Here is a 26,682-nt window from a genome sequence, read left to right as displayed (position 1 = left end):
TTATGAGTAATGAAATATTAGTAGCTAAGGAAATAGAGAAAATATATGGTGTTGGAGAGAATTCTTTTAGTGCATTAAATAAAGTTTCACTTAAAGTATGCAAGGGCGATTTTATAGGTATAATGGGGCCTTCAGGAGCCGGTAAATCTACATTAATTAATATTTTAGCGACATTAGATGTACCAACTAGAGGTAAAGTATTAATTAATGGCAAGAATGTTATAGGAATGAATGATACTGAATTAAGTGAATTTAGAAGAGAAAACATAGGGTTTATATTCCAAGACTTTAATCTTTTAGATACTTTAACTATAAGAGATAATATACTGTCTTCTGTTATATTAGGTGGTTTAGAAAAGGAAGAATGCGACAGAAGACTTAGTGATGTAGTTAGAAAAATGGATATAGAAGAAATTTTAGATAAATATCCATCAGAATGTTCAGGTGGTCAAAAGCAAAGAGCTGCTGTTTGTAGAGCTTTAATAAGTAATCCACAAATGATAGTTGCGGATGAACCAACTGGTGCCTTAGATACAAAAAACTCTAATGAACTTTTAAGACTTTTAAGTAAGCTAAATAAAGAAGATAATATAACTATACTAATAGTAACTCATGATGCAATCATTGGAAGTTATTGTAAAGAATTACTTATGATAAGAGATGGAAAAATAGATGCAACACTTACTAGAGATGGTAGTAGTCAGTTTGAGTTTTATCAAGAAGTAATAAAAGAAACATCAAAAGAATGTGAAGAATTATTTATTAATGATGAGATTGAAGTAAATTATGAATATTATATTTAATTTAGTAGTAAGTAATGATAAGTTTCTATAAAAATTTAAGTAAAATAAAGGACATATTTTATATAAATAATAGAAGTAAATTTTATTGCAGTTAACTTAATTAAATTATATAATACAAACTATAGAAGATTTTTTTACGAAGGAGAATAAAGATGAGAGTAACTTACAAAAACCCAAAGGAATTAGCTAAATGTTTAAAGGACCAAATTGATGAATATTTAGATGATATCATGGAGTATGAAAAATTAAAGGGTAAAGTAATTAGAATAGTTGAGGCTAATGAAGAAAGATTTTATAAAAATGGAAAAGTAGAAAGCAAAATAGCAAACGTCTTAGGAGAAGAAAGAATAGAAATTATAAATAAAATTTTAGAAGATAAATAGAATTAAATTATTAGGAGCATTTTCAAAATTAGAAAATGCTCCTAGTTTTTTAGTAGTATAATAAAGTTATAGAATAATTTTAAGGAGTGATTACTAATGAAAAAATGCTTTTACTGTGGAAAAGAAATAAAAGGAGATGGATATGAAAATAAGATAGGTACTTTTTGCTCAGAAGATCATTATGACAAATATTATAAATCACTTTCAAAAGAAGAAATAATTGAAATAATGAATAATATGTGTGTATGTAGTGACGATTAATACAATTAAACCCCCTAAAATGCAAAAAAATACAATGTTTTATATTAACATAGTACTTAATATGATATAATTTACTTGATTGTTAAAATTTGGGGGTGGGGTTTTGAAAAATTATAAAAAGATGATTATATCATTGAGTATGGTTCTTGGAATTTCTTTATTTATAGTTGGATGTTCTGGAACTAATAAAGCTAAAGAAGCATTTGATAACTACAAACAAAAGTGGATAGAAAAAGATTACAAAGGAATGTATGAAATATTAAGTGCAGAATCAAAGGGTAAAATAACAGAAGAGGAATTTGTAAATAGATTTAGTAATATATATGGTGCTATTGGAGCAAGTAATATGGAAATAACGGATGGAGAAAGTGAAAAAGGAGATAATGCTTTAGTAATTCCTTTTACATTATCAATGAACACAGTAGCTGGAAAAGTTGAACTTAAAGACTTTAAGGCAGAAATGGTTAAAGAAGATAAAGAATACAAGGTTAATTGGAATGATAATTTAATTTTACCTAATATGGTTGAAGGAGATAAAGTTAGAGTTAAAACTTTTAGTGGTAAACGTGGAAAAATATTAGATAAAGATGGGAAGGTTTTAGCAGAAGATGGGAAGCTTAATATAGTTGGAATTCATCCAGCGGTATTTAATAAGGAAGATAAAGAAAAAAGAATAAAAGAAATGGCAGATGTACTTGATATAAGTGAAGAAACTATAAATAAGAAATTAGATGCAAATAGTAATCCTGAACATTTTGTAGAAATAGTAAAAATACTTCCATCAGAAAGTAAGCTTAAAAAATTAGAAAATAGAGAAGAAGAGGGAATACTAATAAGAAGCACAAATTCAAGAGTATATAGTGGCGGAGAAGCTTTTGGCAGACTAGTTGGATATATTGGATATATTACTGCTGAAGAATTAGAAAATATGAAGGATAAAGGATATACTTCAAATAGTGTAATAGGAAAAAGTGGGTTAGAACAAGTTTATGAAGATACTTTAAGAAAAACAAATGGAGGAGAAATATATATAGAAAGAGGAAATGAAAAAATTTCTGTAGCAAAAGAAGAAGCTAAAAATGGACAAGATATAAAGCTTTCTATAGATTCAAAACTTCAAAAGAAAGTATATGATGAAATGAATGGTGAAAAAGGAGCTTCAACTGCTGTAAATCCAAAGACTGGGGAAGTTCTTGCAATGGTAAGTTCACCTTCTTATGATTCTAATATGTTTACAACATATATGACGAAAACTCAAAAGAAATATTTAGAAGATACAAAAAATGCATCAGAGATTAATAGATTTAATAAAGTATATTCTCCAGGTTCTACATTTAAGTTAATAACAGCTGCAAATGGACTTAGAGATGGAAAGATAAAAGTAAATGATGCTAAAGACATAAAAGGTACTGCATGGCAAAAAGATAGTACATGGGGAGATTATAAAGTTACTAGAGTTAGTGCTACAAAAGGACCTGTAAATTTAATTGATGCTGTTAAATATTCAGATAACATTTACTTTGCACAAACTGCTGTAGATATAGGAGCGCAAAACTTTATAGATGGAGCTAAAAGATTTGGAATTTCTGAGAAATTAGAATTTGAATATCCAATGGAGGATTCTAAAGTTTCAAATGATGGAACAATTAAAGATGAGATTGCCCTTGCAGATTCAGGTTACGGACAAGGTCAAATATTAGTGACACCTTTAAATATGGCATTAGCATATAGTGCTCTAGGTAATAATGGTAATATAATGCAACCAAGATTAGTTACTAGCATTAATAATAAAGAAAAAGTATGGAAAGAATCAGCTATTGATAAAAAATATTTAAATGATCTTATTAAAGCTTTTAAAGCACCTATAGAAGAGAGTGGTGGAACTGCAAATGATGCTAGAATAAATGGATTAAGTATTGCAGGTAAAACAGGAACTGCTGAAATAAAACAAAGTCAAGATGACAAAAATGGTACAGAAAATGGATGGTTTGTAGCTGTAGATACAGGAAACTCAAAGATTGCAATATCTATGATTTTAGAAGATGTAAAAGATAAAGGTGGCTCTCATGCAGTTACACCAAAGGTTAAAAATGTACTACAATCATATTTAAAATAATGAAAATATAAGTTAAGTTTAAAAAATAAGCTTTAGAATTTCTAAAGTTTATTTTTGTTTTATATAAAGTTATAATTTATTAATGACCTGCAAATTGTTCTCCTAATATACTTTGAAGGTCTGAAATTATTTTTTCATCTTCTCCAATATATTGAACTATAATATTGCCTTTTTTATAAAAGTGTGGGGTGTTAGACCAATCAACTACAACTGATGTTTTACCATTTTCATATTTAGAGCCATCATTAGATAGATTTTTTGAATCACTTTCCATAGATTTGTTATTTTCGTATAAGTAAACATCAAATATTAGCTTATCGTTATAAGTTCTTTTTCTTGTTCCTGATAAAACGTCTTTTTCTACATCTTTAACTTTTAAGTCATAACCTTTTGAGTTCATTTCATCTATAAAGTTATCGAGAGTAAAATCTGTACTTTTAGTCTCTTTATTTTGACAACTAATAAGACCTATAAAGATAAATATAAAAAATGATATTAGCAATATAATTTTATTTAATCTTTTAATAAAAATCCCTCCTTTAAAATATGTAAAATTATGGGTTATAGTTATATTATATAGTGCTTGTAAAAAATAGAAATTACAAAATAGATACAAATAATAAATTTCTATAGTAACTATAATTAATTAATATAGAACTTAAATTAAAATTTATATTTTAGAAATAACAGTAACATCTTAATGAATTAAAATGGATGTATAAAAGGAGGAGATATTATGAAAGTAATATTACATGTAAATGAAAAGGATAGGTGGAATATGGCTATTGGAAACATACATAACCTGCTTAAGTTAGATCCAGAGATAGTAATTGAAATGCTTGTACATGGTGAAGCAATAGTAAACTTAGAGAAGAAAATCTCAAAAGAATTAAGTATATATGATGATTTAGAAGAATTATCAAGAAAAGGAGTTAAATTTGCAGCTTGTAATAATACAATGAAAAAAATGAATTTGGATAAAAATGAAATGTGCGATTTTGTAACTGTAGTACCAGCAGGAGTAATGGAGCTTATAGAAAAACAAAATGAAGGATATTCTTATGTTAAGCCTTAAGGAGTTAATATAAATATGTTAGAAATAATATATTTTTTAGTAGCAATAATAGCTACGACAATTGGTGCTACAGCAGGACTTGGTGGAGGCGTTGTAATAAAACCTGTATTAGATTCTATGAATACTTTTTCTCTTCCAACAGTGAATTTATTATCTTCAGCAACTATATTTGTTATGGCTGTTGTTTCAATAATAAAACAACTTCTAAAAAGAGATAAAATAGATAAAAAGAGTATTTCTTTAATGGCAATAGGTTCAGTGATTGGCGGAGTTATAGGACAAAAGATTTTAAGATTATTAGTTGAGCACAGTAGTAATATTAATAACATTAATATTTTGCAAAGTGCAATGATTATAGCAATTTTATTATTTGCATTCTTTTACATGGAATATAGAGATAGATTTAAAAAATATAGTTTAAATAGTATTCTTCTTATAATTTTAATGGGAATTTTATTAGGTTCAATATCTGCATTTTTAGGGATTGGTGGAGGTCCTATAAACGTTGCGGCTCTTACTATATTTTTTGGAATGAATGCAAAAGAAGCTACAAGGAATTCTATAATAATTATAATGTTTTCTCAAGGAGCTAAAATTTTATCTGTAGCATGTACAACAGGTTTTGGTATTTATAATTTAAGTGCATTACCAGTTATGCTTATAGGGGGAGTATTAGGAGGTTTATTAGGATATAAACTTAATAAAAAGTTGTCTGAAAATATTATAGTAAGAATTTTTAATGTAGCAGTAATATTAATAACATTACTTAATGTATATAATATAATTAAACTTTTATAATATATATAATATAAAAGATTTATAATCCAGCATACATTAAAGGACAAGTATTAACTTGTCCTTTTTAATTATTGGCTTTAAGCCTGTTGAGTGCGCAATAGCGTACGAAACATTAAACCACCTGCTATGCGGGTGCGGAAGCGGTTTGTTATACAAAAAAATCACCTTTCCGATATAATGTAGTTGTTCAGGCTACGATATAATGAAAGGAAAGGTGATTTTAATGGCTAATAAAACTAATAGTTTATCTCACACAAAATGGATGTGTAAATATCACATTGTGTTCACTCCAAAGTATAGAAAAAAAGTTATATATAATCAATACAAGGCAAGTATTAGAGATATAATAAAATAACTGTGTGCATACAAAGGAGTAGAAATAATAGAAGGACATTTAATGCCGGAACATGTACATATACTTGTGAGCATCCCTCCAAAGATAAGTGTTTCAAGTTTTATGGGATATTTAAAAGGTAAAAGCGCACTAATGTTGTTTGATAAGCATGCAAATTTAAAGTATAAGTTTGGAAATAGACATTTCTGGGCAGAAGGATACTATGTAAGTACGGTTGGATTAAATGAAGCAACAATAAAGAAATATATTCAAGAGCAAGAAAAACATGATATAGCGATAGATAAGTTAAGTGTAAGAGAGTATGAAGACCCTTTTAAGGGTTAAAAAAGTAATACGTCACCCCTTTAGGGGTAGCAAAAGCGGCAAAGGCAAGTAGCTTGAACAAAATGAAAGCTAGCGCCTTTAGACGCTAGCCGGTAACACTTGGGCTTATAGCCCCAGAGCAAACCACCCGTTGGACGGGTGGTTATGATTTTATGAATAATTAATCTAAAAATAATAAATTATGAAAGTATATTTCTGATACATATATTTTCTATAGATATACTTTTACCACTAAAAATTTTATTATTACACTTAGTAAACATCTCAACTGTATAGTCAGTACTATTTTCAAAGATTATAATTTGTTCTTTATTTAAATTTATAGTTAAAGGTTCTGTTTGTGTAATATACTTATTAAATATATTACAGATAAGATTTTTATCATTGTTAGTAAGTGGACCTCTTACTATAATTTTATTTATGCCTATAATATCATTATTCCTACTATTAGGTACCATATATTCCTCCATAAATTTACGAGACTTTTCATCTTTCATTTGCTGAAATCCAATTTGTAATGGAATTCCTTCAAAAAAATTTATGTAGCTATTTTTCCAAGGCATGGTCCTTGTAAATATGTTAAAAAACCACTTGAATTTTAAATATTCAGGTCTTGTAATATTAATATTACTTTTATTTAGTGAATTATAAAGTTCATCTATATTAGGAACATCTAACATAATACAAATTAATCCTCTATGGCCTTTATTATATAAATTTACCCAATCAGCTTTCCAACCTCCACCATCAGGCTTTAAGATATTTATCATTTCAAAGTATTCATTTCCAATCCATAAGTTAGAAGCTTTGAATCCTCGAGTCCCTTTTCCCCAGCTAGGCTTATATGGGAATCCAGCAGCAATTATTTTATTAATAATATCTTTATCTTTTTGGTAATATTTATCCACATTAATTATAAAATGATCAAATTTAAACATATTAGTTTACCCCCCCCTTAAATTTTCTAAGATTATAGTTACCCATTAATTTACATATAAAATTATACATAATTTATGAATAATAATCTAATAAATCTTTTATTGATTATTATGTTTATTTAAATATAGGGTAAATATTTTTGAAATTATTAATTGAAAAGTACTTTTTTATTAGTTAATAGAAGGTTATAAGTTATTTATTACTTAATTCATAGATTCAATGTAATATATATACATACACTTACAGGAGGAATGACTTATGAAAAAGGAGAAAATTTTAAATGACGATAAAGTGAAAATGCTATCATTAACTGGGCTTATGATTGCACTGACTTTTATTTCAGGAAGTATAATTAAAATACCTACATTAAATGGCTTTATGCAAATTGGGGATTGTATGGTGTTTTTATCTGCTATACTTTTAGGAAGGAAATATTCTTTTGTAGCATCAGGAATAGGTATGGCATTAGTTGATGGACTTGGAGGATATTTAGCGTGGGCACCTTTTACCTTTATAATTAAGGGGCTAATGGCATACTCTGCGGCGCTTGTTATATATAAAGCAAAAGAAAAAAGCTTAAAGGTATATTTAATGGGATTTATAGTAGGAGGAATAGTTGATCTTTTAGGATATTTTATAGCAAACGCTATTATGGGTGGACTAATAGTTAAGGCTTCAAAAGGATTAAATGGAAGTATTATATATTCACTTGCACATATACCAGGTGATTTAATGCAAGTAGTATTTGGAATAATAATAGCTATAGTTTTAGCCCCACTTGTATATAAATTAAGAGAAAATATTTAGCTTAAAGAAATGTTGTCTAAGTCTTTTAAGAAAGGTTTAGACAACATTTTTTATATAGTGATATACAATTATTATACAAAAATAGAAAAAATACAATAAATTATAAGCAAATTTGTTTAAAAAATTATAATATAATCAAAAAAGTCTTGTAAAAGGTTTACATATGTATTATTATATAGTTAATCGGTTTAGTAAAACGGTAAAGTAAAGAAAGGATGGGTAATATGAATAAGATTTGTGTACTTGGAAGTATAAATATGGACTTAGTTATAAAAGTTAAAGAGATGCCAAAGGAAGGTGAAACTATACTTTCAAAATCCTTTGAAAAGATAGCTGGAGGAAAAGGTGCAAACCAAGGGGTAGCAGCTAAAAGATGTGGAAACACAGTATCTATGATAGGTAAAATAGGTAAAGATGATAATGGAGCAATATTAAAAGGGCTTTTAGATAAAGAAGGAATAAATACAGAATTAATCTTTGTTGATGAAAAAGAACCAACAGGAATGGCAATGATAACAGTAAATGAAAGAGGTAATAATTCAATAACTGTTATATCAGGTTCTAATATGACATTAACAAAAGAGGAAATTAAAAAGAGTGAAGATGTAATTAAACAAAGTGATATTATAATATCTCAATTTGAAACACCTGAAGATGTTACAATTGAAGCATTTAAATTTGCTAAAGGAAATAATAAAGTAACTATATTAAATCCAGCACCTGCTAAAGAAATAAGCAATGAATTACTAAAATATACAGATATAATAATTCCAAATGAAACAGAAGCAGAACTTTTAACTGGAATTGAAGTTAATAGTTTAGAAGATGCTAAAAAGGCAGCATCAAAATTCTTTGATAAAGGTGTTAAATTTGTAATTATAACTTTAGGACATAAAGGAGCAGCTGTTATTAGTAAAGAAAATGAAGGAATAGTTAATGCTTATAAAGTTAATGCAATAGATACTACAGCAGCAGGGGACAGCTTTATTGGAGGCTTAAGTTCAAAATTAGATGTTAATAATTTAAGCTTTGAAAATATTATGAAAGCAGTTAAATTCGGAAATAAAGTTTCATCAATAACAGTTCAAAGAAAAGGAGCGCAACCTTCAATTGCAACTTTAGAAGAAGTTATTGAAATTTACGGAGAGGAAGAATAAAAATATGAGAAAAACAAAATTATTAAACAGTCAAATAAGTTCAGTAATATCAGAAATGGGACATACAGATACTTTAGCTATAGGTGATTGCGGGTTACCTATACCTAAAGATGTAAAAAGAATAGATCTTGCAATAGTAAAAAACTTACCAACATTTATGGATACACTAAAAGCAGTTTTATTAGAACTTGAAATTGAAGAAGTTACACTTGCAGTTGAAACTGCAGAAGTTAGTAAAAAGCTTTATGAAGAAATAGAAAAAGAAATTGGTGATGTAAGAATAAATTTTGTAAGTCATGAGCAGCTAAAAGAAGACCTAAAGGAATGTAGAGCTGTAATAAGAACTGGAGAACAAACTCCTTATGCAAATATTATTTTAAAGTCAGGAGTTGTATTTTAAGAGGAGGAATCAATTATGGACTTAAAAAAACCAATGCTTAAAATGGAGGGAGTGAGTAAATCATTCCCTGGTGTTAAGGCGCTAGATAATGTAAACATTACAGCCTATGGAGGAGAAGTTACTGCTTTAATGGGAGAAAATGGAGCAGGTAAATCTACTCTTATGAAAATATTAAGTGGAGTTTATACAAAAGATGAAGGGAAGATATATCTTCAAGGAGAAGAGGCGAATATTCATGGTATAAAATCAGCTGAGGAACTTGGAGTTATAATAATACATCAAGAACTTAGTATTATTAATAATCTAACAGTTGCTCAAAATATTTTTCTAGGAAATGAAAAGGTTAACAAATTCGGAAAGATAAATAAAAAGCTTATGATTGAAAGAAGCAAAATGTTTTTAGAGCAAATAGGATGTGATGTTGATCCGAATGAACTTGCAGGAAATTTAAATGTAGGTGAAAAACAAATGGTTGAAATTGCAAAAGCACTTACAAAAAATGCTGCTGTAATTATAATGGACGAGCCAACAACTGCACTTACAGAAGTAGAAACAAAAAGTCTTTTTAAAGTAATAGAAAACTTAAAACAAAAGGGACTAGCTATTATTTACATATCTCATAGAATGGAAGAAATATTTGCAATATGTGATAGAGTAGAAGTTTTAAGAGATGGTAAATATGCAGGTAATGCTAAAATAGCTGATATTGATAATGATAAGTTAATTACAATGATGGTTGGAAGAAAAATAGAAGACCAATTCCCATATAGAGAAGTGAAAAAAGGAAACATAATTTTAGATGTTAAAGATTTAAGTTCTAAAGCAGGAGTTAAGAATGCAAATTTTGAGGTAAGAGAAGGAGAAATACTTGGAATTGCAGGTCTTATGGGATCTGGAAGATCAGAACTTGCAAAAACTATATTTGGAGCATACAAAAAAACATCAGGAACAGTACTTATAAATGGAAAAGAGCTTCATGGAGGAAGTATAAGAGAAGCTATTAAAAACGGTATATGTTATTTATCAGAGGACAGAAAAAAAGAAGGTTGTGTACTTGGACAATCAGTTTCTGATAATATGACAATTTCAAATCTTAATAGTTATGAAAATAAAATATTTAAACTTGATAAGAAAAAAGAGGCATCTGATGTAAACGATTATATAAATAAAATTAGAATTAAGACACCAAGTCCAAGTCAATATATAAAAAATTTAAGTGGTGGTAATCAACAAAAAGTAATTTTAGCTAAGTGGCTTTTAACAAAACCAGAAGTTCTAATCATTGATGAACCAACAAGAGGAATAGATGTTGGAGCTAAAAAAGAAATATATGAATTATTAAATGAGCTTAAAGAAAGTGGAAAAGCAATAATAATGATTTCTTCAGATATGCCAGAAGTACTTGGAATTAGCGATAGAATCCTTGTAATGAGTGAAGGGAAAATAACTGGAGAATTAAGTAGAGATGAAGCAACTCAAGAAAAAATAATGAAATTAGCAGTAGGAATAAAATAAAAACATATATTTTTTAACTTGGAAGGAGTTTTAATGATGAAAGAAAATTATAAAGAATACTTAGACAAATATAAATCTTTAATAGGTTTAGTATTATTATGTGTAATAATAAGTTTTGTTACACCAAAGTTTTTAAGTGTAGCAAATATAACTAATGTATTTACCCAAGTTTCAGTTAATGCAATTATATCAGTTGGTATGACTTTTGTTATATTAACAGGTGGAATAGATTTATCAGTAGGATCAACTCTTGCAATTAGTGGAGCTTTATCAGCATCAATTGTAAAATCAACAGGAAGTATTACTTTAGCAATTATAGGTGCAGCAATATGTGGTATTATTATAGGATTCATAAATGGTATTCTAATAGCAAAAGGTAAACTTCAAGCATTTATAGCAACTCTTGCAACAATGACAATTTTTAGAGGTGTAACTTTAGTATATACAGATGGTACACCAATATCAAAATTATCAGAGGCATTTTCTAAAATAGGTAATGCTAAGCTTTGGTTTATACCAGTACCAGTTATCATAACAATTATTATAGCAGCCATTGGAATATTTGTTTTATCCCAAACTAAATTCGGAAGATACTTATATGCGCTAGGTGGAAATGAGGAATCAGCAAAATTATCAGGTATCAATACTGACAAAATAAAGATGATGACTTATGTAGTTTCAGGTTTTGTATCTGCAATAGCTGGTGTAATAATAACAAGTAGAATAGGATCAGCTTCTCCAAATGCAGGAACAGGATTTGAACTTGATGCAATCGCAGCAGTTGTAATTGGTGGAACTTCACTAGCTGGTGGAGAAGGTAAAATTTCAGGAACAATAGTTGGTGCTCTAATAATTGGAGTATTAAATAATGGTCTAAATTTAATGAATGTATCACCATTTTATCAATCAATAGTAAAAGGTTTAGTTATATTAATTGCAGTATTATTAGATAAAAAAAGCAGAAATAAATAAATTAAGGAGGAAAAAATAATGAAAAGAAAAAAGAGATTAATTGCACTCTTATTAATTAGTGTTTTCTTTATGGGCTCCTTAACAGGTTGTTTTAAAAAAGATAATCCTAAAAAGATAGGAATGGTTGTATCAACACTTAACAATCCTTTCTTTGTATCAATGAAAGAGGGTGCTGAGTCTGAAGCTAAAAAGTTAGGCTTTGAATTAATAGTATTAGATTCCACAAATGATCCTGCAAAAGAAAGATCAAACGTTGAGGATTTAATACAACTAGGTGTAACAGCACTTCTTATTAATCCAACGGATAGTGATGCTGTAGTAAAAACAATAGAAGTAGCAAATAAAGCAAATGTACCAGTAATAACTTTAGATAGACAAGCTAATGGAGGAAAAGTTTTAAGTCATATTGCATCTGATAATGTTAAAGGTGGCGAAATGGCAGGAAAGTATGTACTTGATAAGTTTAAAGATAAAGATAAGATAAATATAGTTGAAATACAAGGAATACCAGGTGCTTCTGCAACAAGAGATAGAGGACAAGGTTTCCACAATGTTTTAGATAAAGAAAAGAAAGCTAAATTTATATCAATCCAAGCAGCAGACTTTGATAGACAAAAAGGTCTTCAAGTAATGGAAAATATAATTCAAAGAGATCCAAATATACAAGTAGTATTTGCACATAATGATGAAATGGCACTTGGTGCTGCCAAAGCAATAAAAGCTGCTAAACTTAATACTATGGTAATTGGTTTTGATGGTAATGATGATGCGAAAAATGCAATAGATTCAAAAGATATGGAAGCTACAATAGCACAACAACCAGATGAAATAGGAGCTCTTGGAGTTGAACTTGCAGCTAAGATATATAATGGAGAAAAAGTAGATAAAAATATAGCTGCAGATCTTAAAGTGTATACAAACTAATTTTAAATATTGAAATTTAAGGAGCATTTTCTAATAGATAATTAAGTATGGAAAATGCTCCAATTTTTATATATGGTATAATTTAAATTATATGTATTTATTAAGAGGTGGGATATGAGAAAGACAACTTTATTAGATATAGCAAAAGAAGTAAATGTTTCTAAAACGACTGTATCTATGGTATTAAATAATAAAGATAATAATATATCAAAAGAAACTAAAGAAAAGATATTAAAAAAGGCAAAAGAGCTAAATTACGTTCCGAATTTTTTAGCTAAAAGTTTAATAACAAAAAAATCATATAGTATAGGTGTTATAGTTCCAGATATTCAAAATCCTTTTTTTAGTGAGATGGCAAAAGTAATAGAAAAAATAGCTGAAAAAAGTGGATATAGTATGGTACTTTGTAATACATTTAATAGTAGTAAGAAGGAAATAAATCATATAAATCTTTTAATTAGTAAATCTATAGATGGAGTTATAATAGCTTCTGTATCAGAAAATAATGAAGGACTTAAAATATTAGAAAGTAATGGAGTACCTTTTGTAGTAGTAGATAGGTTTATTAAGGGAATGGACAAAATAAATGGTGTCTTTTGTGATAATAAAGAAGGAATAGATCTTGGAATAGATTTTCTTTACAAAAAAAATAAAAGGAAAATAGCTTTTGTTGGTGGAAATAATGGGGTTGAACCTTCAAATATAAGATTAAATAGTTATATAGAAAAGGTTAATAATCTTAATATATATAATAAAGAGCTAAAGATAGAAGAAGAATATTCATTAGAAGGTGGTTTTAATGCAACTAAGAAACTAATGGATAAAAATATAAAAATTGATGCAATATTTTATGGTAGTGATATTATGGCAATTGGGGGTATGAAATATTTACTTAGAAATGGATATAAAATTCCAGATGATATAAGTATTTTAGGGTTTGATAATATAAATATTTGTTCATTCATAGAGCCAGAGCTTACAACAGTTGCACAACCAATATCTAAAATAGGGGAAGAATCAATAAACTTACTATTAAAACTTATAAATAAAGAAAAGATTGAAAATGAAGTTATAAAATTAAATCCTTACTTAATAGAAAGAGGAACAGTTAAATAAAAGGTATAAAAGAAAACATACTGGATAAACTACTTTTGTAGTCAACTGAGAAATCTATGGTTTCAATATAATGACTATGGAGCACTACCGAATTAAAAGGTAGTGCTTTTTAGCATATAATAAAAAAACTGTAAAAATATGTTGTATTAGATTTAATTTAATAATATAATTAGTTGTAATATAGAATAACAAGGGATAAATGGGATTTTTTTAATAAAAGGAGAAGATTTATGGGGGATAAGAGTAGTAAGATATTAAATACAGTATCAGACACTTATTTTTATTGCAAAGTAAATAAATATAGTGATGGAATAGTTAAAGATTTAATTGTCGAAGAAAGTAACTATAGAAATAAAGATGTAACAAATAAAAAATTTTCAGAAGTAATATTAGGAGTCAGTAAATTTAATAATATTTATAATAAAATCGTTAAGGTAGTAGAAAAAAATAAAAGTTTAGATGAAGATACTATAGAATTAAAATGGACAAGCGATAATTATGTTGTTATTTGGCTTAAAAATAACTTTATAAAAGAAAACTTGCGGCTTAAAAAAGAACTTAATGATCAAGAAAGATTATTAAATACCTTTATAGATTCAATGCCAGATTATGTATTTTTCAAAGATATAGAGGGTACTTATTTAAATTGTAATAAAAAATTTTATGAAAACTTAAAAATGAAAAGAGAAGATATTATAGGGAAAAAAGATGAAGATCTGTATGAAAAAGAAACTGCTAAAAAATTTAGGAAAACTGACTTAGAGGTAATATCCAATAATGGTAAGTTAGTTTATGTTGATGAAATTAAACTTAAAGAGAATAGTTATTATGTAGAAGAAACTATGAAGATGCCATACATAGATCAAAATGATAATGTTATTGGAGTAATCGGAATGACTAGAGATATCTCATATAAAAGAGCGGTAGAAGACAGACTACGAAGTAATGAGAATATATTCTTGAATTTACTAAATCATTTAGATGATGCTGTAATAATAAGAGAGGGAAAGAAAACTTTATTTGCAAATGATGCTTTTGAAAAGATTTATGGAATAAATGCTAAAGAGCTTTATAGAAAAGAGAGTTATCTTATTGCTGAAGAGTGTATACATCCAGAGGATAGAAGTTTATTTGATAATATTGATTTTAATGAACCCCTAGATAAAATTGCTAGAATTATAAGAAAAGATAATGAGGTAAGATGGGTTTGGTTTAGAAGTAACCCATTTAAAGATGTAAAAGGAAAAATTTTAAGAAGAATTATAATAATTAACGATATAACTAATAAAATCAATGAAGAAAAGGAATTAGATAAGCTTAGAAGAGAATTTTTTGCAAATATTTCTCATGAGTTTAATACACCAATTAACTTAATATTATCAGCTCTTAAAGTACTTGAGTTAAGTGTTTATAATGAAAAAATAGAAAATAAAGATAAATTCCTAAATTATATAGAATCATGTAATCAGAATATATTTAGAATGATAAAATTAACTAATAACTTAATTGATAGTATGAAAATTGAAGAAAAGTTATTTAGGTATAATCCAATTAACTTAGAAATAGTAAGTTTTGTTGAAGAATTATGTTTTAGAGTTGGAAAATTTGCTAATGAAAAATCTATAGAAATAATATTTGATACAGAATTTGAAGAAAGATTAGTTTATTTTGATCCAGAACACCTAGAGAGAATAATATTAAACATACTTTCAAATTCTATAAAATTTAATAAAGAAAATGGGAAAATAGATGTACTTATTACATCTAAAGACGGAATGATAGAGATTAAGGTTAATGATACTGGAATTGGTATATCAAAGGATAATCTTAATAATGTATTTAATAGATTTAAGTTTATTAATAATAGAATGACCAAAATAAGTGAAGGTTGTGGAATAGGACTTTATATAGCAAAAGCTTTATCTAAGATGCATAATGGTGATTTAATTATAAATAGTGAACTTGGAGTCGGAACTGAAGCTATTATAAAGTTACCTGATATAATAAGTGATAATAAAAGCAAATTAAACAAAGTAGGAAGTAAAAATATTGACTATAGTCAATTAGATAGAATGAAAATAGAATTTTCGGATATATATATTTAAAAATGCAAAAACTATATAAAGAAATATAGGTAGGTGAACTTTAAGATGAAAAAATATGAAAAGATGACAGAAGAAGAATTAAAAGAAAAATTAACATCACTTCAATATCATGTAACACAAAATTCTTTAACAGAAAAACCTTATGATAATGAGTATTATGATAATTTCAAAAGAGGAATTTATGTTGATATAACAAGTGGAGAACCGCTGTTTTTATCAACAGATAAATTTGAATCTGGTTGTGGATGGCCAGCTTTTTCAAAACCTATAAATAGAAGTGTTATAAAAGAAAAAAGAGATACAAGTTTTAATATGGAAAGAATTGAAGTTAGAAGTAAAAATTCTGATTCGCATTTAGGTCATGTTTTTAATGATGGGCCTTTAGATAAAGGTGGACTTAGATATTGTATAAATTCAGCTTCTTTAAAATTCATTCCAATAGAAGATATGAAAAAAGAAGGATATGAAGAATATATTTCATTAATTGACTAACATATGAAAAAGATATATAAATAATTATATAAAGAAATTGAAGAGGTATATACTTATGAATGAAAATTACGTAAATGCAGAAGAAGCTGCAAAAGAGTATGGCTTATACTTAAAGGTTGTTACATCTGTAAGCTCTTTTGAAAATTATAATAGTTTTTTTAATATATTTTCTGAATCAGATGAACCATGCAGACGTATAGCTATTTTAACTTCTGAAAAAGATATTGAAGAAGTTTATGAAGAAAATCCAGGAGAAGATATTATAGAATCATCAATTATTGGTGGCAACATATGGCTTAAGGAATATACTCTTACGACTAATCCTAAGAACATTAATCTTAGTGAATTAGTTGTAAAAAAAGATATATTAAATAAGTTTTTAAAAGATAATAATTAATGGTAAGAGAAAGTAGATAATAAAATCTACTTTCTCTTTTTTATTTTTATATTTCTTTAGAATTTCTTTAGATTTATATAGAACATATCTTTAGATTGTAAAATTACAATTATTACAAGAAGTCAAAAAGGAGGGGAGCTATAAAAAATATATATTGGTAAATATAGTAATGTCTATGGTATTATAAAAATGAAAAAATATGGAGAAAATTAGGGGTTTTTAAGAATTTAGGAGGGGACATAATAATGAAATCATATAATATTTTAATTGTTGAAGATGAAAAAGAAATAGGGGATGCTATAGAGATATATTTACGAAACCAAGGTTATAAAATATTTAGGGCATTTAATGGAATTGATGGACTAGAAGTTATTAATAGAGAAGAAATACATTTAGTTATAGCTGATATAATGATGCCTAAAATGGATGGAATAGAATTTACAATGAAGATCAGAGAAAAATACGACTTTCCAGTTATAATGTTATCTGCAAAATCAGAAGATATGGATAAAATACTTGGACTTAATATTGGAGCAGATGATTATATAACTAAGCCATTTAACTCTCTAGAACTAATAGCTAGAGTTAATTCTCAATTAAGAAGATATTCAAAATACTTAAAATTTTTAGATGAAAAAGAAGAAAATAAAAACACTATTTCAGTTGGAGGGTTAACAATTGACGTTAATAGAAGAGAAGTAATATTAGACGACAATGTAATAAAGACAACTCCAATTGAATTTAAAATTATGTATCTTTTAATGAAGAATAAAGGAAGAGTATTTTCAGCAGAAGAAATATACGAAAAGGTTTGGAATGAGTGTGCAATTAACACAGACACTGTAATGGTACACATAAGAAATATAAGAGAAAAGATAGAAATTGATTCAAAAAATCCAAGATATTTAAAGGTGGTATGGGGTGTTGGATACAAAATTGAAAACATTTAAAGTTAGTAAAATAACAATAATAGTATTTTCTTTAATATTTATAATTTCAATTGGTACAATATTAAGTTATAAAAATATAAGAAAAAATACTTTAAAAAATAATTTAAGTATATTATACGATGACATTATTTTAAATGATATAAGAATAGGTAATCAAAGACTTTATGAAAAAATTAATAATAATGAAGAGTTAAATATAAAACAAGATCCTAGAGCAGATTATTTTGTATTAGATGAAAAAAATAATAAAAAAATTAATACGTTTAATAATTTAGATGAAAAAAACAATAAGGAAATTAATACATTTAATAATGAAGGTATTGTTTATGAAGCTTTAATGGAGAGTGAAGCAATTAAAGAATATGATTTATTAATTAAAGTAACATATGATGAAAATGGAGAAGCAAATGTAGAATTTAAAAGTGGTAATGAAACAAGTGGATCATATATGGACACAGATGTAATTGGTAATTTAGAAAGTGAAGAATTAGGTTATAAATATGAACCGATAAAAAATATGACATTCATATATGGAATAGAAAACATTGTAACTAGTGGATTTAATCAAACTTATTTATATAGCAAATTAAATTATAAATATGAAGAGATGGTTTATAGATATATAGCATTAGGAATAATATTAGTAAGTTTACTTGGAGTAGTTATTCCATATAGAAAAGAAAAAGACTTATTTGTGATGAAGAGATTAATAAAGGCTCCATTAGATATTAAAGCAGTTTTAATAATTTTTAATATAATAATGTGTATATATTCAGCATGGATTGCAATAGAAACAATAAGTGGACTTGTATCAGGTGGACTCTATCTTAGAGTAGGAGACTATGAAGTAAGTGTAATAATTACAATTATTTCAAATATATTAATTTTTTTAGTAGCTTATATTACACTATTTTATAATGTAGTTTTAGTTAAAAGTATTAAAAGAGAAGAAAATAATAATGATACACTTATAAGAATTGCAATAAATAAATTTATAGAAAAAATAAATTTAAGAAAATTCGATAAAAAAGGAGTTATTATTTTATTAATTATAAATTTAATTATAATATCCTTATTAAGTATATTTTGGTTCTTTGGAATAATTGGAGCTTTATTATATACAGTATTCCTTTATGTTTTGATAAGAAGTAATATAAAGAAGTTCAATAAAGAATATAAATTAATTTTAGATAGCGCAAGTATGATTACTAAAGGAGATTTAGATTATAAGATAGAAGAAGACTTTTTATGGCTAGATTCTTTAAAAGAGGATGTTTTATGTATGAAGTCAAGTTTTATAAAATCTATTGAAGAAGAAATTAAAAATCAAAATATGAAAGGTGAACTTTTAAATAATATATCTAAAGACCTAAACACTCCAGTAGATAATATATCAAGTTATATAGAAAAATTAAAAGATGATAATTTAAGTCATGAAGAAAGAATAAAGTATATAGAAAAATTAGAGAAAAAATCATATGAATTTAAGAAGTTAATAGAAGATTTATTTGAAGTAAGTAAAGTAAATAGTGGAAGTATAAAGCTTGATTTAAATAATATTGATGTAGTGGCTTTAATTAAGCAAACTATTGTAGAAGAAAAAGAAAAGTTAGATAATTCATCACTAAAACTTAATTTAAAGATTCCAAGTGAAAAAGTAATCTTGAAACTAGATGGACAGAAAACTTATAAGGTCTTTGAAAATCTTATAGAAAATATAGTTAAATATTCACTTGAAAACACTAGAGTATATATTGAAATTAAAGAAGAGAGCGAAAAAGTATATATAATATTTAAAAATATATCAAAAGATCCTATTAAAGATTGTTACAGTAAGGGGATGGGCTTACAGATTGTAAAAGGATTTGTTGAAATTCAAGGTGGAAATTTTGATATTGAAATAGACGGAGACTTATTTAAAGCAATTATATACTTTAATGTGGGGGTGAATTAAGTTTTGAGTAATAATATAAAAAATAAAAAAAGTTATTTAAGAAATAAATTAGTGATATTTATTATAATTTTATGTTCATTAGGAATAGTGTTTAGCACTAGCATTAGTAAAGATAAAATTATATCTAATAATGAATATCTTTTAGATGAGTTCCAATTTATGAGCATGTTTACTAATGCAAATTTTAAAGGCTATTTTGAAACTTTAAATAAAAAGAGTAGTTATTTTGATGAGTTTTATAAAGACAAGAATATTAGTAATGATGAGGAGTATATACACAATATAAATAGTTCTTTTGAATATAACGATGATATTTACAGAGATAATGATATTGTGGACTATTATATATTAAATAGAAATAATAACAATGTAAAATCTAGTATTGAAAAAAGTAAGTTTATTGAACGTATTTTAGAAAATAAAAATTTAGAGAATATAGAGCACAACAATAATTATGAAGTTAATTTAATTATAAGTTATGATAAAGCAGGTGATGTTACTGTATGTTATACAAATGGAAAGAATAAAGTTATTAGAAAATATACAGCTCTACAGTTTGTACACACGTATAGCAATATGTTTCATGATGAAAATTTTGAATATAAGCCAATAAAGAATGCTATATTTATATATTCAATAGATGATATATCAGAGTTTATATCAAGAAATCATGTTTATATACCTATAGATTCAACTCAATATAATTATCTAAATATAGCTACATTAGTAATTTTATTTATATCTTTCATAACTAAATATAAAAGAGAAAATGAAGGTAAGTTTATAAGAAGTCTTTTAAGTATTCCTTTTGAAATAAATATTTTAATTATAGTATTTATTTTAGTGAATGCAAGTACAATGTTGAATAGCTATTTGATTGATATTGTTTATAGTGAAGTAAGTAATATTGATAAAAATTCAATTATATTAGCTTATATTATAAGTTTTATTTTATCATTTATATATTTATATGTAGCACACTATACAGTTACATTAATAAAAGAAATTTTTAGATATAATTTTAGAAAGTATGTTAAAGAAAAGGTGTTAATAGTAAAAGGTGTAAGGAGTATTATTAAATATATAAAAGAAATAGACTTTAAAGATAAATTAGAGAGAAAAATTCTATTAATAGTATTAATAAATTTTATAGCAATATCATTAATTTGTTCAATGTGGGTATTTGGAATTTTTGCTTCTATAATATATATTGTGGTAATTTATATATTAATAAAAAAATATTTCTTAAAAATAAATAATTATTATAATAAACTTCTAAGCTGTACAAATGAGATTAAAGAAGGAAACTTTAATTATTATATGGACGAAGATTTGAATATATTTGAACCTATAAAGGAAGAAATATTTAAAGTTAAAGATGGATTCCAAAATGCATTAAATAATGAATTAGAAAGTCAAAAAATGAAAGTAGAACTTATATCAAATGTTTCTCATGACTTAAAAACTCCTTTAACTTCTATAATAAATTATACAGAATTATTAAAATGCGAGAATTTAGATTATAAAACACAAAGAGAGTATATTGATACATTAGATAGGAAATCCAAAAGACTTAAAACATTAATAGAAGATCTTTTTGATGTAAGTAATATTAAAGGAAAGAATGTAAAGTTAAATATAGAAGAGGTAAATGTTATTGAACTAATAAATTATACTTTATTAGAGCTAGAAGATAAAATAAGTAAATCTAGTTTAATATTTAGCTTAAACTTTGAAGAAGATGAAGTAATATTAAATCTTGATAGAAAAAGAACTATTAGGGTGTTTGAAAATCTTATTGTTAATATAACTAAGTATTCTTTAGAAAATACAAGAGTTTATATTGACACCAAAAAAGGAAATAATAAATTTTATATAACTTTAAGAAATATATCAAAAGAAGAGATAGATGTTAATGGCGAATATTTACTTGAGAGATTTGTAAGAGGAGATAAATCGAGAAATACAGAAGGTTCAGGACTTGGATTATCTATTGCAAAAGACTTTATAGAATTACAAGGTGGAAATTTAAATGTAAATATAGATGGAGATCTATTTAAAGTAATAATTGAATTTAATATTTAATATAAATAAAAAAAGTCCAAAATTTGGACTTTTTTTATTTGAAATAATTGGAAAGTTAAAAGTCTCTGTGGTAAAATTATAATATAAAATATGTTGATAAAGGGGAATAAGGTATGGAATATGGGAAGGAGAATAGTGTAAAAAGATTACTAGAAAATAAAACTATAGTAATATTAGCAATATCTATTTTTATAATGATTATAGGTGTTATAAAAGAAAATGAATTAGTGACATTTCTAGGTGCTTTAGGCATAGTTGCTTCTGAAGTAATTGAAAGAATTATAGAAGTAGTAAATGCTAAAAAAGAATTTAATGAAAATAACTTATTAAACAAGGAAAAGTTGTATGAAAAAAGATCTACAGGGGAGTTTATGCGTTGCATAAATATATTAATATTAGCAGCATTATTTATTATTAATAATGAAATGAAAGCTGGAGATATATATAGCTTAAATAGTAACGTTATAATGTTTTTATTACTTGCGTTAGTGCTTATAACTGTTCATATATATAGATTGATAAAGCTAAAGAATATAGTATACGATGATGGAATATTTATAGGAAAATATATTAAGTATAATAAAATAGAGAAAGTTGAAGTTGCTACTTCTAAATTATCTAAAGATAAACTGTTTTATATAACTTATGATAATAAGTTACACTTACTAAAGTGTGATAATGAATATTATGATAATCTTAAAAGATTAATAGAAAAGAAAAGTCGATTAAGAATAAAAGTAAAATAACTAGTAAAGCCTTATACAATCATCTGTATAAGGCTTTATTAATACAAAAATTAAGTATTAAATTACTGATAATGAATCGTCCAATAAATCAGATGCTTCGGAATTACTTATATTTTTAATTAAGCTAATTTCATCAATTAAAAATTTTCGTGTATTTTTAAGCATTTGACTTTCACTATTATTTAAAGAATGTTCTTTTTTTATTTCTGTAAGATTACAGATTACTTCAATGAAATCTTTTAAAGTTCCAGACTTGAATTTTATAGTGTTACTTGCAATTCTTTCTTTGCAAGTGACATGACTTAAATCATCAACTGCATGAACAAAAGTATCTAGATGATCTAAAGCATTATCTAAACTATCAGAACTAGCTATTGGACGTATGTTTGAAGATAATAAACGATCTAGGGGCATCATTAATTTTAGGCTGTTATTTATTAGATGTATACTACAATATTTCTTCATCTTTCCTAAAAATTCTTTTTCTTCAATACTATCTATTATACCGACCCCTTGGCTTGGATAAACAATCTTATCTCCTATATTAAACAAATAAAGCACCTCCATATATGGTTATAATAATATTATAACACAATATATTAAAAAAGACGAATTTTATATTTTATCATAGAATAAAATGAGTGTCAATAATAAAATTATCTAAATAAATTAGTTATTTTTTGGTTTATACCAGCTATAGTTATATCGTTATCATATTCTTTATTTAATAGGTATTTTTTCTTTATAGAAATAATATTATAAAGAGCATTATCTAGTCTTTCTTTTGATATTGTTCCATTTAGTACAGCTTCTTTTAATGTCTTAAGAACATTTTCTGTATTTTCATATTTTTGGCATACTAATAAAAGATCCATACCTGCGTTTATTGATTTAATTGAAGCTTCTTCTATAGAGTAATTTTCTGTAATTGCTCCCATAGTCATATCATCACTTACAACCAATCCATTAAACCCTAAATCTTTTCTTAAAATATTAGTTACTATTTCATAAGACATAGATGAAGGGTATTTATTATCTATTTTAGGGAGTAATATATGTCCTACCATAACAGCATCAGCTCCATTTTGTATTGCAGTTTTAAATGGAACAAATTCAAATGAGTTAAGTCTATTAATATCATAATTTACAACAGGCAAATTTACATGTGAATCAACTGAAGTGTCACCGTGACCTGGAAAATGCTTAACTACAGAAATTATATTTTTAGATTGAATTCCTTTCATTGTAGAGGTACCAAGGCTTGCTACAATATCTTTGTTATTACCAAAAGATCTATCTCCAATTACAGGATTATTAGGGTTACTATTTATATCAAGTACTGGAGCAAAGTTCATGTTAAATCCAAAGTAGGATAATTGTTCACCTAGTATTTCTCCAACATTATAACTTAAATCCTTATTATTTAAACTTCCTATATATTTATTGGTAGGAAGTCTTTTAATATCTTTTGGCATTCTAGTAACTGAACCCCCTTCTTCATCAACAGATATAAAAAGAGGGAGTTTATTATTTTTATTACTTTCTTTTAAACTATTATTTAAAGAAAGTAAAGTGTTTGGGTCTTTAACATTACGATTAAATAAAATAACTCCAGAAATTTTATTTTCTTTTATTAATTTAAGTATGTTTTCATCTAAAGTAGTACCATAAAATCCACTTATAACTAATTGACCTATCTTTTCATCTAAAGACATATTGGATATAGTTTCTAGAATTTCATCTTTCGGATTATCCTTTGAAAAAGTAGTGTGAAATGTAAATATAGAAAGCAAAACAACAATTATGATTGAAATTAAAAATCTTTTATTCATATAAAATCTCCTAATATTATTTTATAATTATAGCTATATCCAATATTGGAAATTTTATTATAGAAATTAATATAAATGAAGAAGAGGTTCTGTATAATTTAGTTACAGAACCTCTTATATTAGTATATTGTAGGCAAAAATTTATTTAGTCCATTTCATTAAATATTCTTTGTTAGGGAGATCTTCACCTTGCATTTCTTCTTCTATTTTAAAATCACATTTTCTATAAAAGGAGACTGCAGAAGTATTTTCTTTATATACTGATAACTCTAATTTTGGATATAAGTTTTTACAATAATCCATTAAAGAGCTTCCAATTCCTTTTCCTTGATAATCTTCTAAAACAAATAATGCACCAATAAAAGAATCATTCATTATGCTTATAAATCCTTTAATGATATTATCTTCTTTATGAACAAAAGTTTTAGAATTTGGTATATATTCATTCTTTACAAGTTCATAATTATTAATCCAATAATTTTTATCTATAAAGTTATGAGCTTTAATATTAGGTTTTAGCCAAATATCTAGAACTTCATTTATTTCAAAATTCTCTAATTCTTTAATCATAGTAAACCCCCTTAAATAACTTATATTTTAATAATTATTTTACTAACAAATAAATATTAATTAAAGTGTCTTTAAGAATTTCTTTACTATTACTGAAGTAAATATTGCAACAAAAACTATTCCCATAATTATTTGAATAGCAGATACAACATAACTAGATCCATAAGGAGTTATATTACCATAACCAACTGTAGAGAAAGTTACTATACTAAAGTGTATACAAGTTAAAAAATCAGATATAACTATGTTAATTGGAGTGCTTAATATACTTGAAATAGAATATTTAATTATTCCAGTTCCACCTAAAGATAATCCTGAGAACATATATGCAAAGCTTGTAGATAAAATAAATACTATAAACCAAATTAAAAATCTACTCATTTTATCTCCAAATCCGCAAAGAGTCCAACTTATATAAAATATAAACCTATCTAAAAAGTTTTTCTTTGTCTTCATTGAAAAGTAATTATATAAATAAGTGTATTCTAGAGTTAAATTATCATTTATATTATTTTTACTAAGGAGTTTACTTAATGTAAAATACATTTTAGATAAATTTTTATAGTAGTCAATTTCTTCTTTGTAAGTTTTTTTCTTAACTATTTTCTTAGTATTTTTTATTCCTTCAAAACTTATATAAATTTCATTATCTACATCCCATATATCGAAAATATTATGGAATTCTAATTCGTGATTTTCAATATCTTTTATTGATAATTTATCTATATTAGAGTTAATAAAATGCACAGAATAGAATCCACATTTATTAAATATAGAGTCTGGCATTTGACAGGAAGTAAATTCACTTTGGATTAATTTGCATTTTTCAAATAATAAGTAATCTGCAAAACAATGTTTTAAAGATAAACTAAGCATACAATTAGAAAATTCTGTACATGTATTTTGGATTATTGGATTATTATTTATATAGTTAGTTTCAGAGCCTCTAAAATGACATTTCTTAAATATTAGCTTTCCGTTTGATGTCATGCAGTTATCAAATAGGCACCCATAGAAATGGCAATCATTAAAAATAATATTATTAAAAATACAATGATCAAACTTTACAAAATAAAATTCAATTCCAGAGACGCTTATATAATTGGATTCACTAAGGGCGTAGTATTTACCAAATTTTAATTCCTTAAAATTTATGAATTTATAGACTTTATGTTTGAATCTATAATATATACTAGAACTATTATTTTTACTTAGAGTTTCATTGAATAATTCACATTCATTTTTACGTTTGTGCTTAAGTAAAATATCTTTTTTCTTAGAGTATAAAGTATCTCTTATTGACTTAAGTTCTTCGATTTTTTTGTCTATTTCATAATCTCTTTTTTTATAATCAACTCTCATAGTTAGCTCCATTAAACTAGATTATTTTATAATTTTAGTATTAACTAAGTTAAAAACATTATTCTTGTAATTAGTTAGAGCTGAAAATTTAAGATGTTATTTAATTAAGAGAAAATTTAGATTTTATTTTACCATGTTATAAATGGAGAAAATGAATTATTTAAAGAAAGTAGAGATAAAATAATATTAGATTTATATAATATCATTACTAAAATTAAGGACCTTTGTATATAATGATATTATA

Annotated in this window: 26 protein-coding genes and 1 pseudogene; 21 read left to right on the top strand and 6 right to left on the bottom strand. The window is 25.6% G+C overall.

From position 1 onward, the window contains the following. The first annotated feature begins 2 nt into the window (after positions 1-2). The 4 genes from ACZ5TJ_RS09200 to ACZ5TJ_RS09185 all read left to right on the top strand — a co-directional run bounded on the left by ACZ5TJ_RS09200 (position 3) and on the right by ACZ5TJ_RS09185 (position 3,563). Complete coding sequence (locus ACZ5TJ_RS09200) at positions 3-803, top strand: ABC transporter ATP-binding protein (RefSeq protein ID WP_464199032.1); 801 nt, start codon at positions 3-5, stop codon at positions 801-803. Positions 804-955: 152 nt separating this feature from the next. Continuing rightward, positions 956-1,186 (top strand): TIGR04540 family protein, encoded by a 231-nt coding sequence (locus tag ACZ5TJ_RS09195; RefSeq protein WP_055206920.1) that lies wholly within the window; start codon positions 956-958, stop codon positions 1,184-1,186. Positions 1,187-1,282: 96 nt separating this feature from the next. Continuing rightward, on the top strand, positions 1,283-1,447 hold the full coding sequence (locus tag ACZ5TJ_RS09190; protein WP_464199029.1) for a hypothetical protein: 165 nt from the start codon (positions 1,283-1,285) through the stop codon (positions 1,445-1,447). 103 nt (positions 1,448-1,550) lie between these two features. After that, positions 1,551-3,563: a penicillin-binding transpeptidase domain-containing protein gene (locus ACZ5TJ_RS09185; protein WP_464199027.1), complete on the top strand. Its 2,013-nt coding sequence runs from the start codon at positions 1,551-1,553 to the stop codon at positions 3,561-3,563. Between the two features lie 79 nt (positions 3,564-3,642). Here the strand turns inward: ACZ5TJ_RS09185 and ACZ5TJ_RS09180 are convergent, their stop codons facing one another. Then, positions 3,643-4,065 (bottom strand): hypothetical protein, encoded by a 423-nt coding sequence (locus tag ACZ5TJ_RS09180; RefSeq protein WP_464199025.1) that lies wholly within the window; start codon positions 4,063-4,065, stop codon positions 3,643-3,645. A gap of 234 nt (positions 4,066-4,299) precedes the next feature. Between ACZ5TJ_RS09180 and ACZ5TJ_RS09175 the strand changes: the two genes are divergently transcribed. From ACZ5TJ_RS09175 to tnpA, 3 genes and pseudogenes are all read left to right on the top strand, one after another. Next, the gene (locus ACZ5TJ_RS09175; protein WP_464199023.1) at positions 4,300-4,638 is read left to right on the top strand and encodes a DsrE family protein; all 339 of its coding nucleotides are present in this window, start codon (positions 4,300-4,302) and stop codon (positions 4,636-4,638) included. A 15-nt stretch (positions 4,639-4,653) separates the two neighbouring features. Further along, entirely contained in the window at positions 4,654-5,436 is a 783-nt protein-coding gene (locus ACZ5TJ_RS09170) for a sulfite exporter TauE/SafE family protein (RefSeq protein WP_464199021.1), read from the top strand. A gap of 223 nt (positions 5,437-5,659) precedes the next feature. Continuing rightward, a pseudogene (tnpA, locus tag ACZ5TJ_RS09165) lies at positions 5,660-6,115 on the top strand (IS200/IS605 family transposase). Between the two features lie 179 nt (positions 6,116-6,294). On the opposite strand, the gene ACZ5TJ_RS09160 reads toward tnpA, so the two are convergent. Then, the gene (locus ACZ5TJ_RS09160; RefSeq protein WP_464199019.1) at positions 6,295-7,053 is read right to left on the bottom strand and encodes a hypothetical protein; all 759 of its coding nucleotides are present in this window, start codon (positions 7,051-7,053) and stop codon (positions 6,295-6,297) included. 259 nt (positions 7,054-7,312) lie between these two features. On the opposite strand from ACZ5TJ_RS09160, the gene ACZ5TJ_RS09155 reads away from it, so the two are divergent. The 14 genes from ACZ5TJ_RS09155 to ACZ5TJ_RS09090 all read left to right on the top strand — a co-directional run bounded on the left by ACZ5TJ_RS09155 (position 7,313) and on the right by ACZ5TJ_RS09090 (position 22,674). Further along, positions 7,313-7,861 (top strand): ECF transporter S component, encoded by a 549-nt coding sequence (locus ACZ5TJ_RS09155; protein ID WP_464199017.1) that lies wholly within the window; start codon positions 7,313-7,315, stop codon positions 7,859-7,861. A gap of 224 nt (positions 7,862-8,085) precedes the next feature. Further along, positions 8,086-9,018: a ribokinase gene (gene rbsK / locus ACZ5TJ_RS09150; protein WP_464199015.1), complete on the top strand. Its 933-nt coding sequence runs from the start codon at positions 8,086-8,088 to the stop codon at positions 9,016-9,018. Positions 9,019-9,022: 4 nt separating this feature from the next. Further along, positions 9,023-9,418, top strand: coding sequence for a D-ribose pyranase (gene rbsD, locus ACZ5TJ_RS09145; RefSeq protein ID WP_464199013.1), 396 nt, complete (start codon positions 9,023-9,025; stop codon positions 9,416-9,418). A gap of 15 nt (positions 9,419-9,433) precedes the next feature. Then, positions 9,434-10,933 carry a sugar ABC transporter ATP-binding protein gene (locus ACZ5TJ_RS09140; protein ID WP_464199011.1) on the top strand — a complete coding sequence of 500 codons (1,500 nt, stop codon included), beginning with the start codon at positions 9,434-9,436 and terminating at the stop codon, positions 10,931-10,933. 36 nt (positions 10,934-10,969) lie between these two features. Beyond that, positions 10,970-11,905: an ABC transporter permease subunit gene (locus ACZ5TJ_RS09135; RefSeq protein ID WP_045724431.1), complete on the top strand. Its 936-nt coding sequence runs from the start codon at positions 10,970-10,972 to the stop codon at positions 11,903-11,905. A gap of 69 nt (positions 11,906-11,974) precedes the next feature. Continuing rightward, positions 11,975-12,829: a ribose ABC transporter substrate-binding protein RbsB gene (gene rbsB, locus ACZ5TJ_RS09130; protein ID WP_464202306.1), complete on the top strand. Its 855-nt coding sequence runs from the start codon at positions 11,975-11,977 to the stop codon at positions 12,827-12,829. A gap of 114 nt (positions 12,830-12,943) precedes the next feature. Beyond that, the gene (locus tag ACZ5TJ_RS09125; RefSeq protein WP_464199009.1) at positions 12,944-13,945 is read left to right on the top strand and encodes a LacI family DNA-binding transcriptional regulator; all 1,002 of its coding nucleotides are present in this window, start codon (positions 12,944-12,946) and stop codon (positions 13,943-13,945) included. Between the two features lie 230 nt (positions 13,946-14,175). Next, positions 14,176-16,050, top strand: a complete 1,875-nt coding sequence (locus ACZ5TJ_RS09120; RefSeq protein WP_464199007.1) for a sensor histidine kinase — start codon at positions 14,176-14,178, stop codon at positions 16,048-16,050. Positions 16,051-16,113: 63 nt separating this feature from the next. After that, positions 16,114-16,542 carry a peptide-methionine (R)-S-oxide reductase MsrB gene (msrB, locus tag ACZ5TJ_RS09115; RefSeq protein WP_464202304.1) on the top strand — a complete coding sequence of 143 codons (429 nt, stop codon included), beginning with the start codon at positions 16,114-16,116 and terminating at the stop codon, positions 16,540-16,542. Positions 16,543-16,597: 55 nt separating this feature from the next. Further along, the gene (locus ACZ5TJ_RS09110) at positions 16,598-16,939 is read left to right on the top strand and encodes a hypothetical protein (RefSeq protein WP_464199005.1); all 342 of its coding nucleotides are present in this window, start codon (positions 16,598-16,600) and stop codon (positions 16,937-16,939) included. A gap of 245 nt (positions 16,940-17,184) precedes the next feature. Next, on the top strand, positions 17,185-17,889 hold the full coding sequence (locus ACZ5TJ_RS09105) for a response regulator transcription factor (protein ID WP_464199003.1): 705 nt from the start codon (positions 17,185-17,187) through the stop codon (positions 17,887-17,889). Next, positions 17,861-19,843, top strand: a complete 1,983-nt coding sequence (locus ACZ5TJ_RS09100; protein WP_464199001.1) for a sensor histidine kinase — start codon at positions 17,861-17,863, stop codon at positions 19,841-19,843. The genes ACZ5TJ_RS09105 and ACZ5TJ_RS09100 overlap by 29 nt, the downstream gene beginning before the upstream one ends. A gap of 3 nt (positions 19,844-19,846) precedes the next feature. Next, entirely contained in the window at positions 19,847-21,928 is a 2,082-nt protein-coding gene (locus tag ACZ5TJ_RS09095) for a sensor histidine kinase (protein ID WP_464198999.1), read from the top strand. A gap of 113 nt (positions 21,929-22,041) precedes the next feature. Further along, positions 22,042-22,674, top strand: coding sequence for a hypothetical protein (locus ACZ5TJ_RS09090; RefSeq protein WP_464198997.1), 633 nt, complete (start codon positions 22,042-22,044; stop codon positions 22,672-22,674). Positions 22,675-22,731: 57 nt separating this feature from the next. On the opposite strand, the gene ACZ5TJ_RS09085 is transcribed toward ACZ5TJ_RS09090, so the two are convergent. From ACZ5TJ_RS09085 to ACZ5TJ_RS09070, 4 genes are all read right to left on the bottom strand, one after another. Beyond that, positions 22,732-23,235, bottom strand: a complete 504-nt coding sequence (locus tag ACZ5TJ_RS09085; protein ID WP_464202303.1) for a CarD family transcriptional regulator — start codon at positions 23,233-23,235, stop codon at positions 22,732-22,734. Positions 23,236-23,330: 95 nt separating this feature from the next. Next, positions 23,331-24,506, bottom strand: a complete 1,176-nt coding sequence (nagZ, locus tag ACZ5TJ_RS09080) for a beta-N-acetylhexosaminidase (RefSeq protein ID WP_464198995.1) — start codon at positions 24,504-24,506, stop codon at positions 23,331-23,333. A 141-nt stretch (positions 24,507-24,647) separates the two neighbouring features. Continuing rightward, a complete protein-coding gene (locus ACZ5TJ_RS09075; RefSeq protein WP_464198993.1) occupies positions 24,648-25,076 on the bottom strand; it encodes an N-acetyltransferase in 429 nt (142 codons plus the stop codon). Between the two features lie 60 nt (positions 25,077-25,136). Continuing rightward, positions 25,137-26,438 (bottom strand): ion channel, encoded by a 1,302-nt coding sequence (locus ACZ5TJ_RS09070; RefSeq protein ID WP_464198991.1) that lies wholly within the window; start codon positions 26,436-26,438, stop codon positions 25,137-25,139. Positions 26,439-26,682 lie beyond the last annotated feature (244 nt).

It is taken from the genome of Clostridium budayi (assembly GCF_055396605.1).
This window is presented reverse-complemented; position numbering and strand designations above follow the sequence as displayed.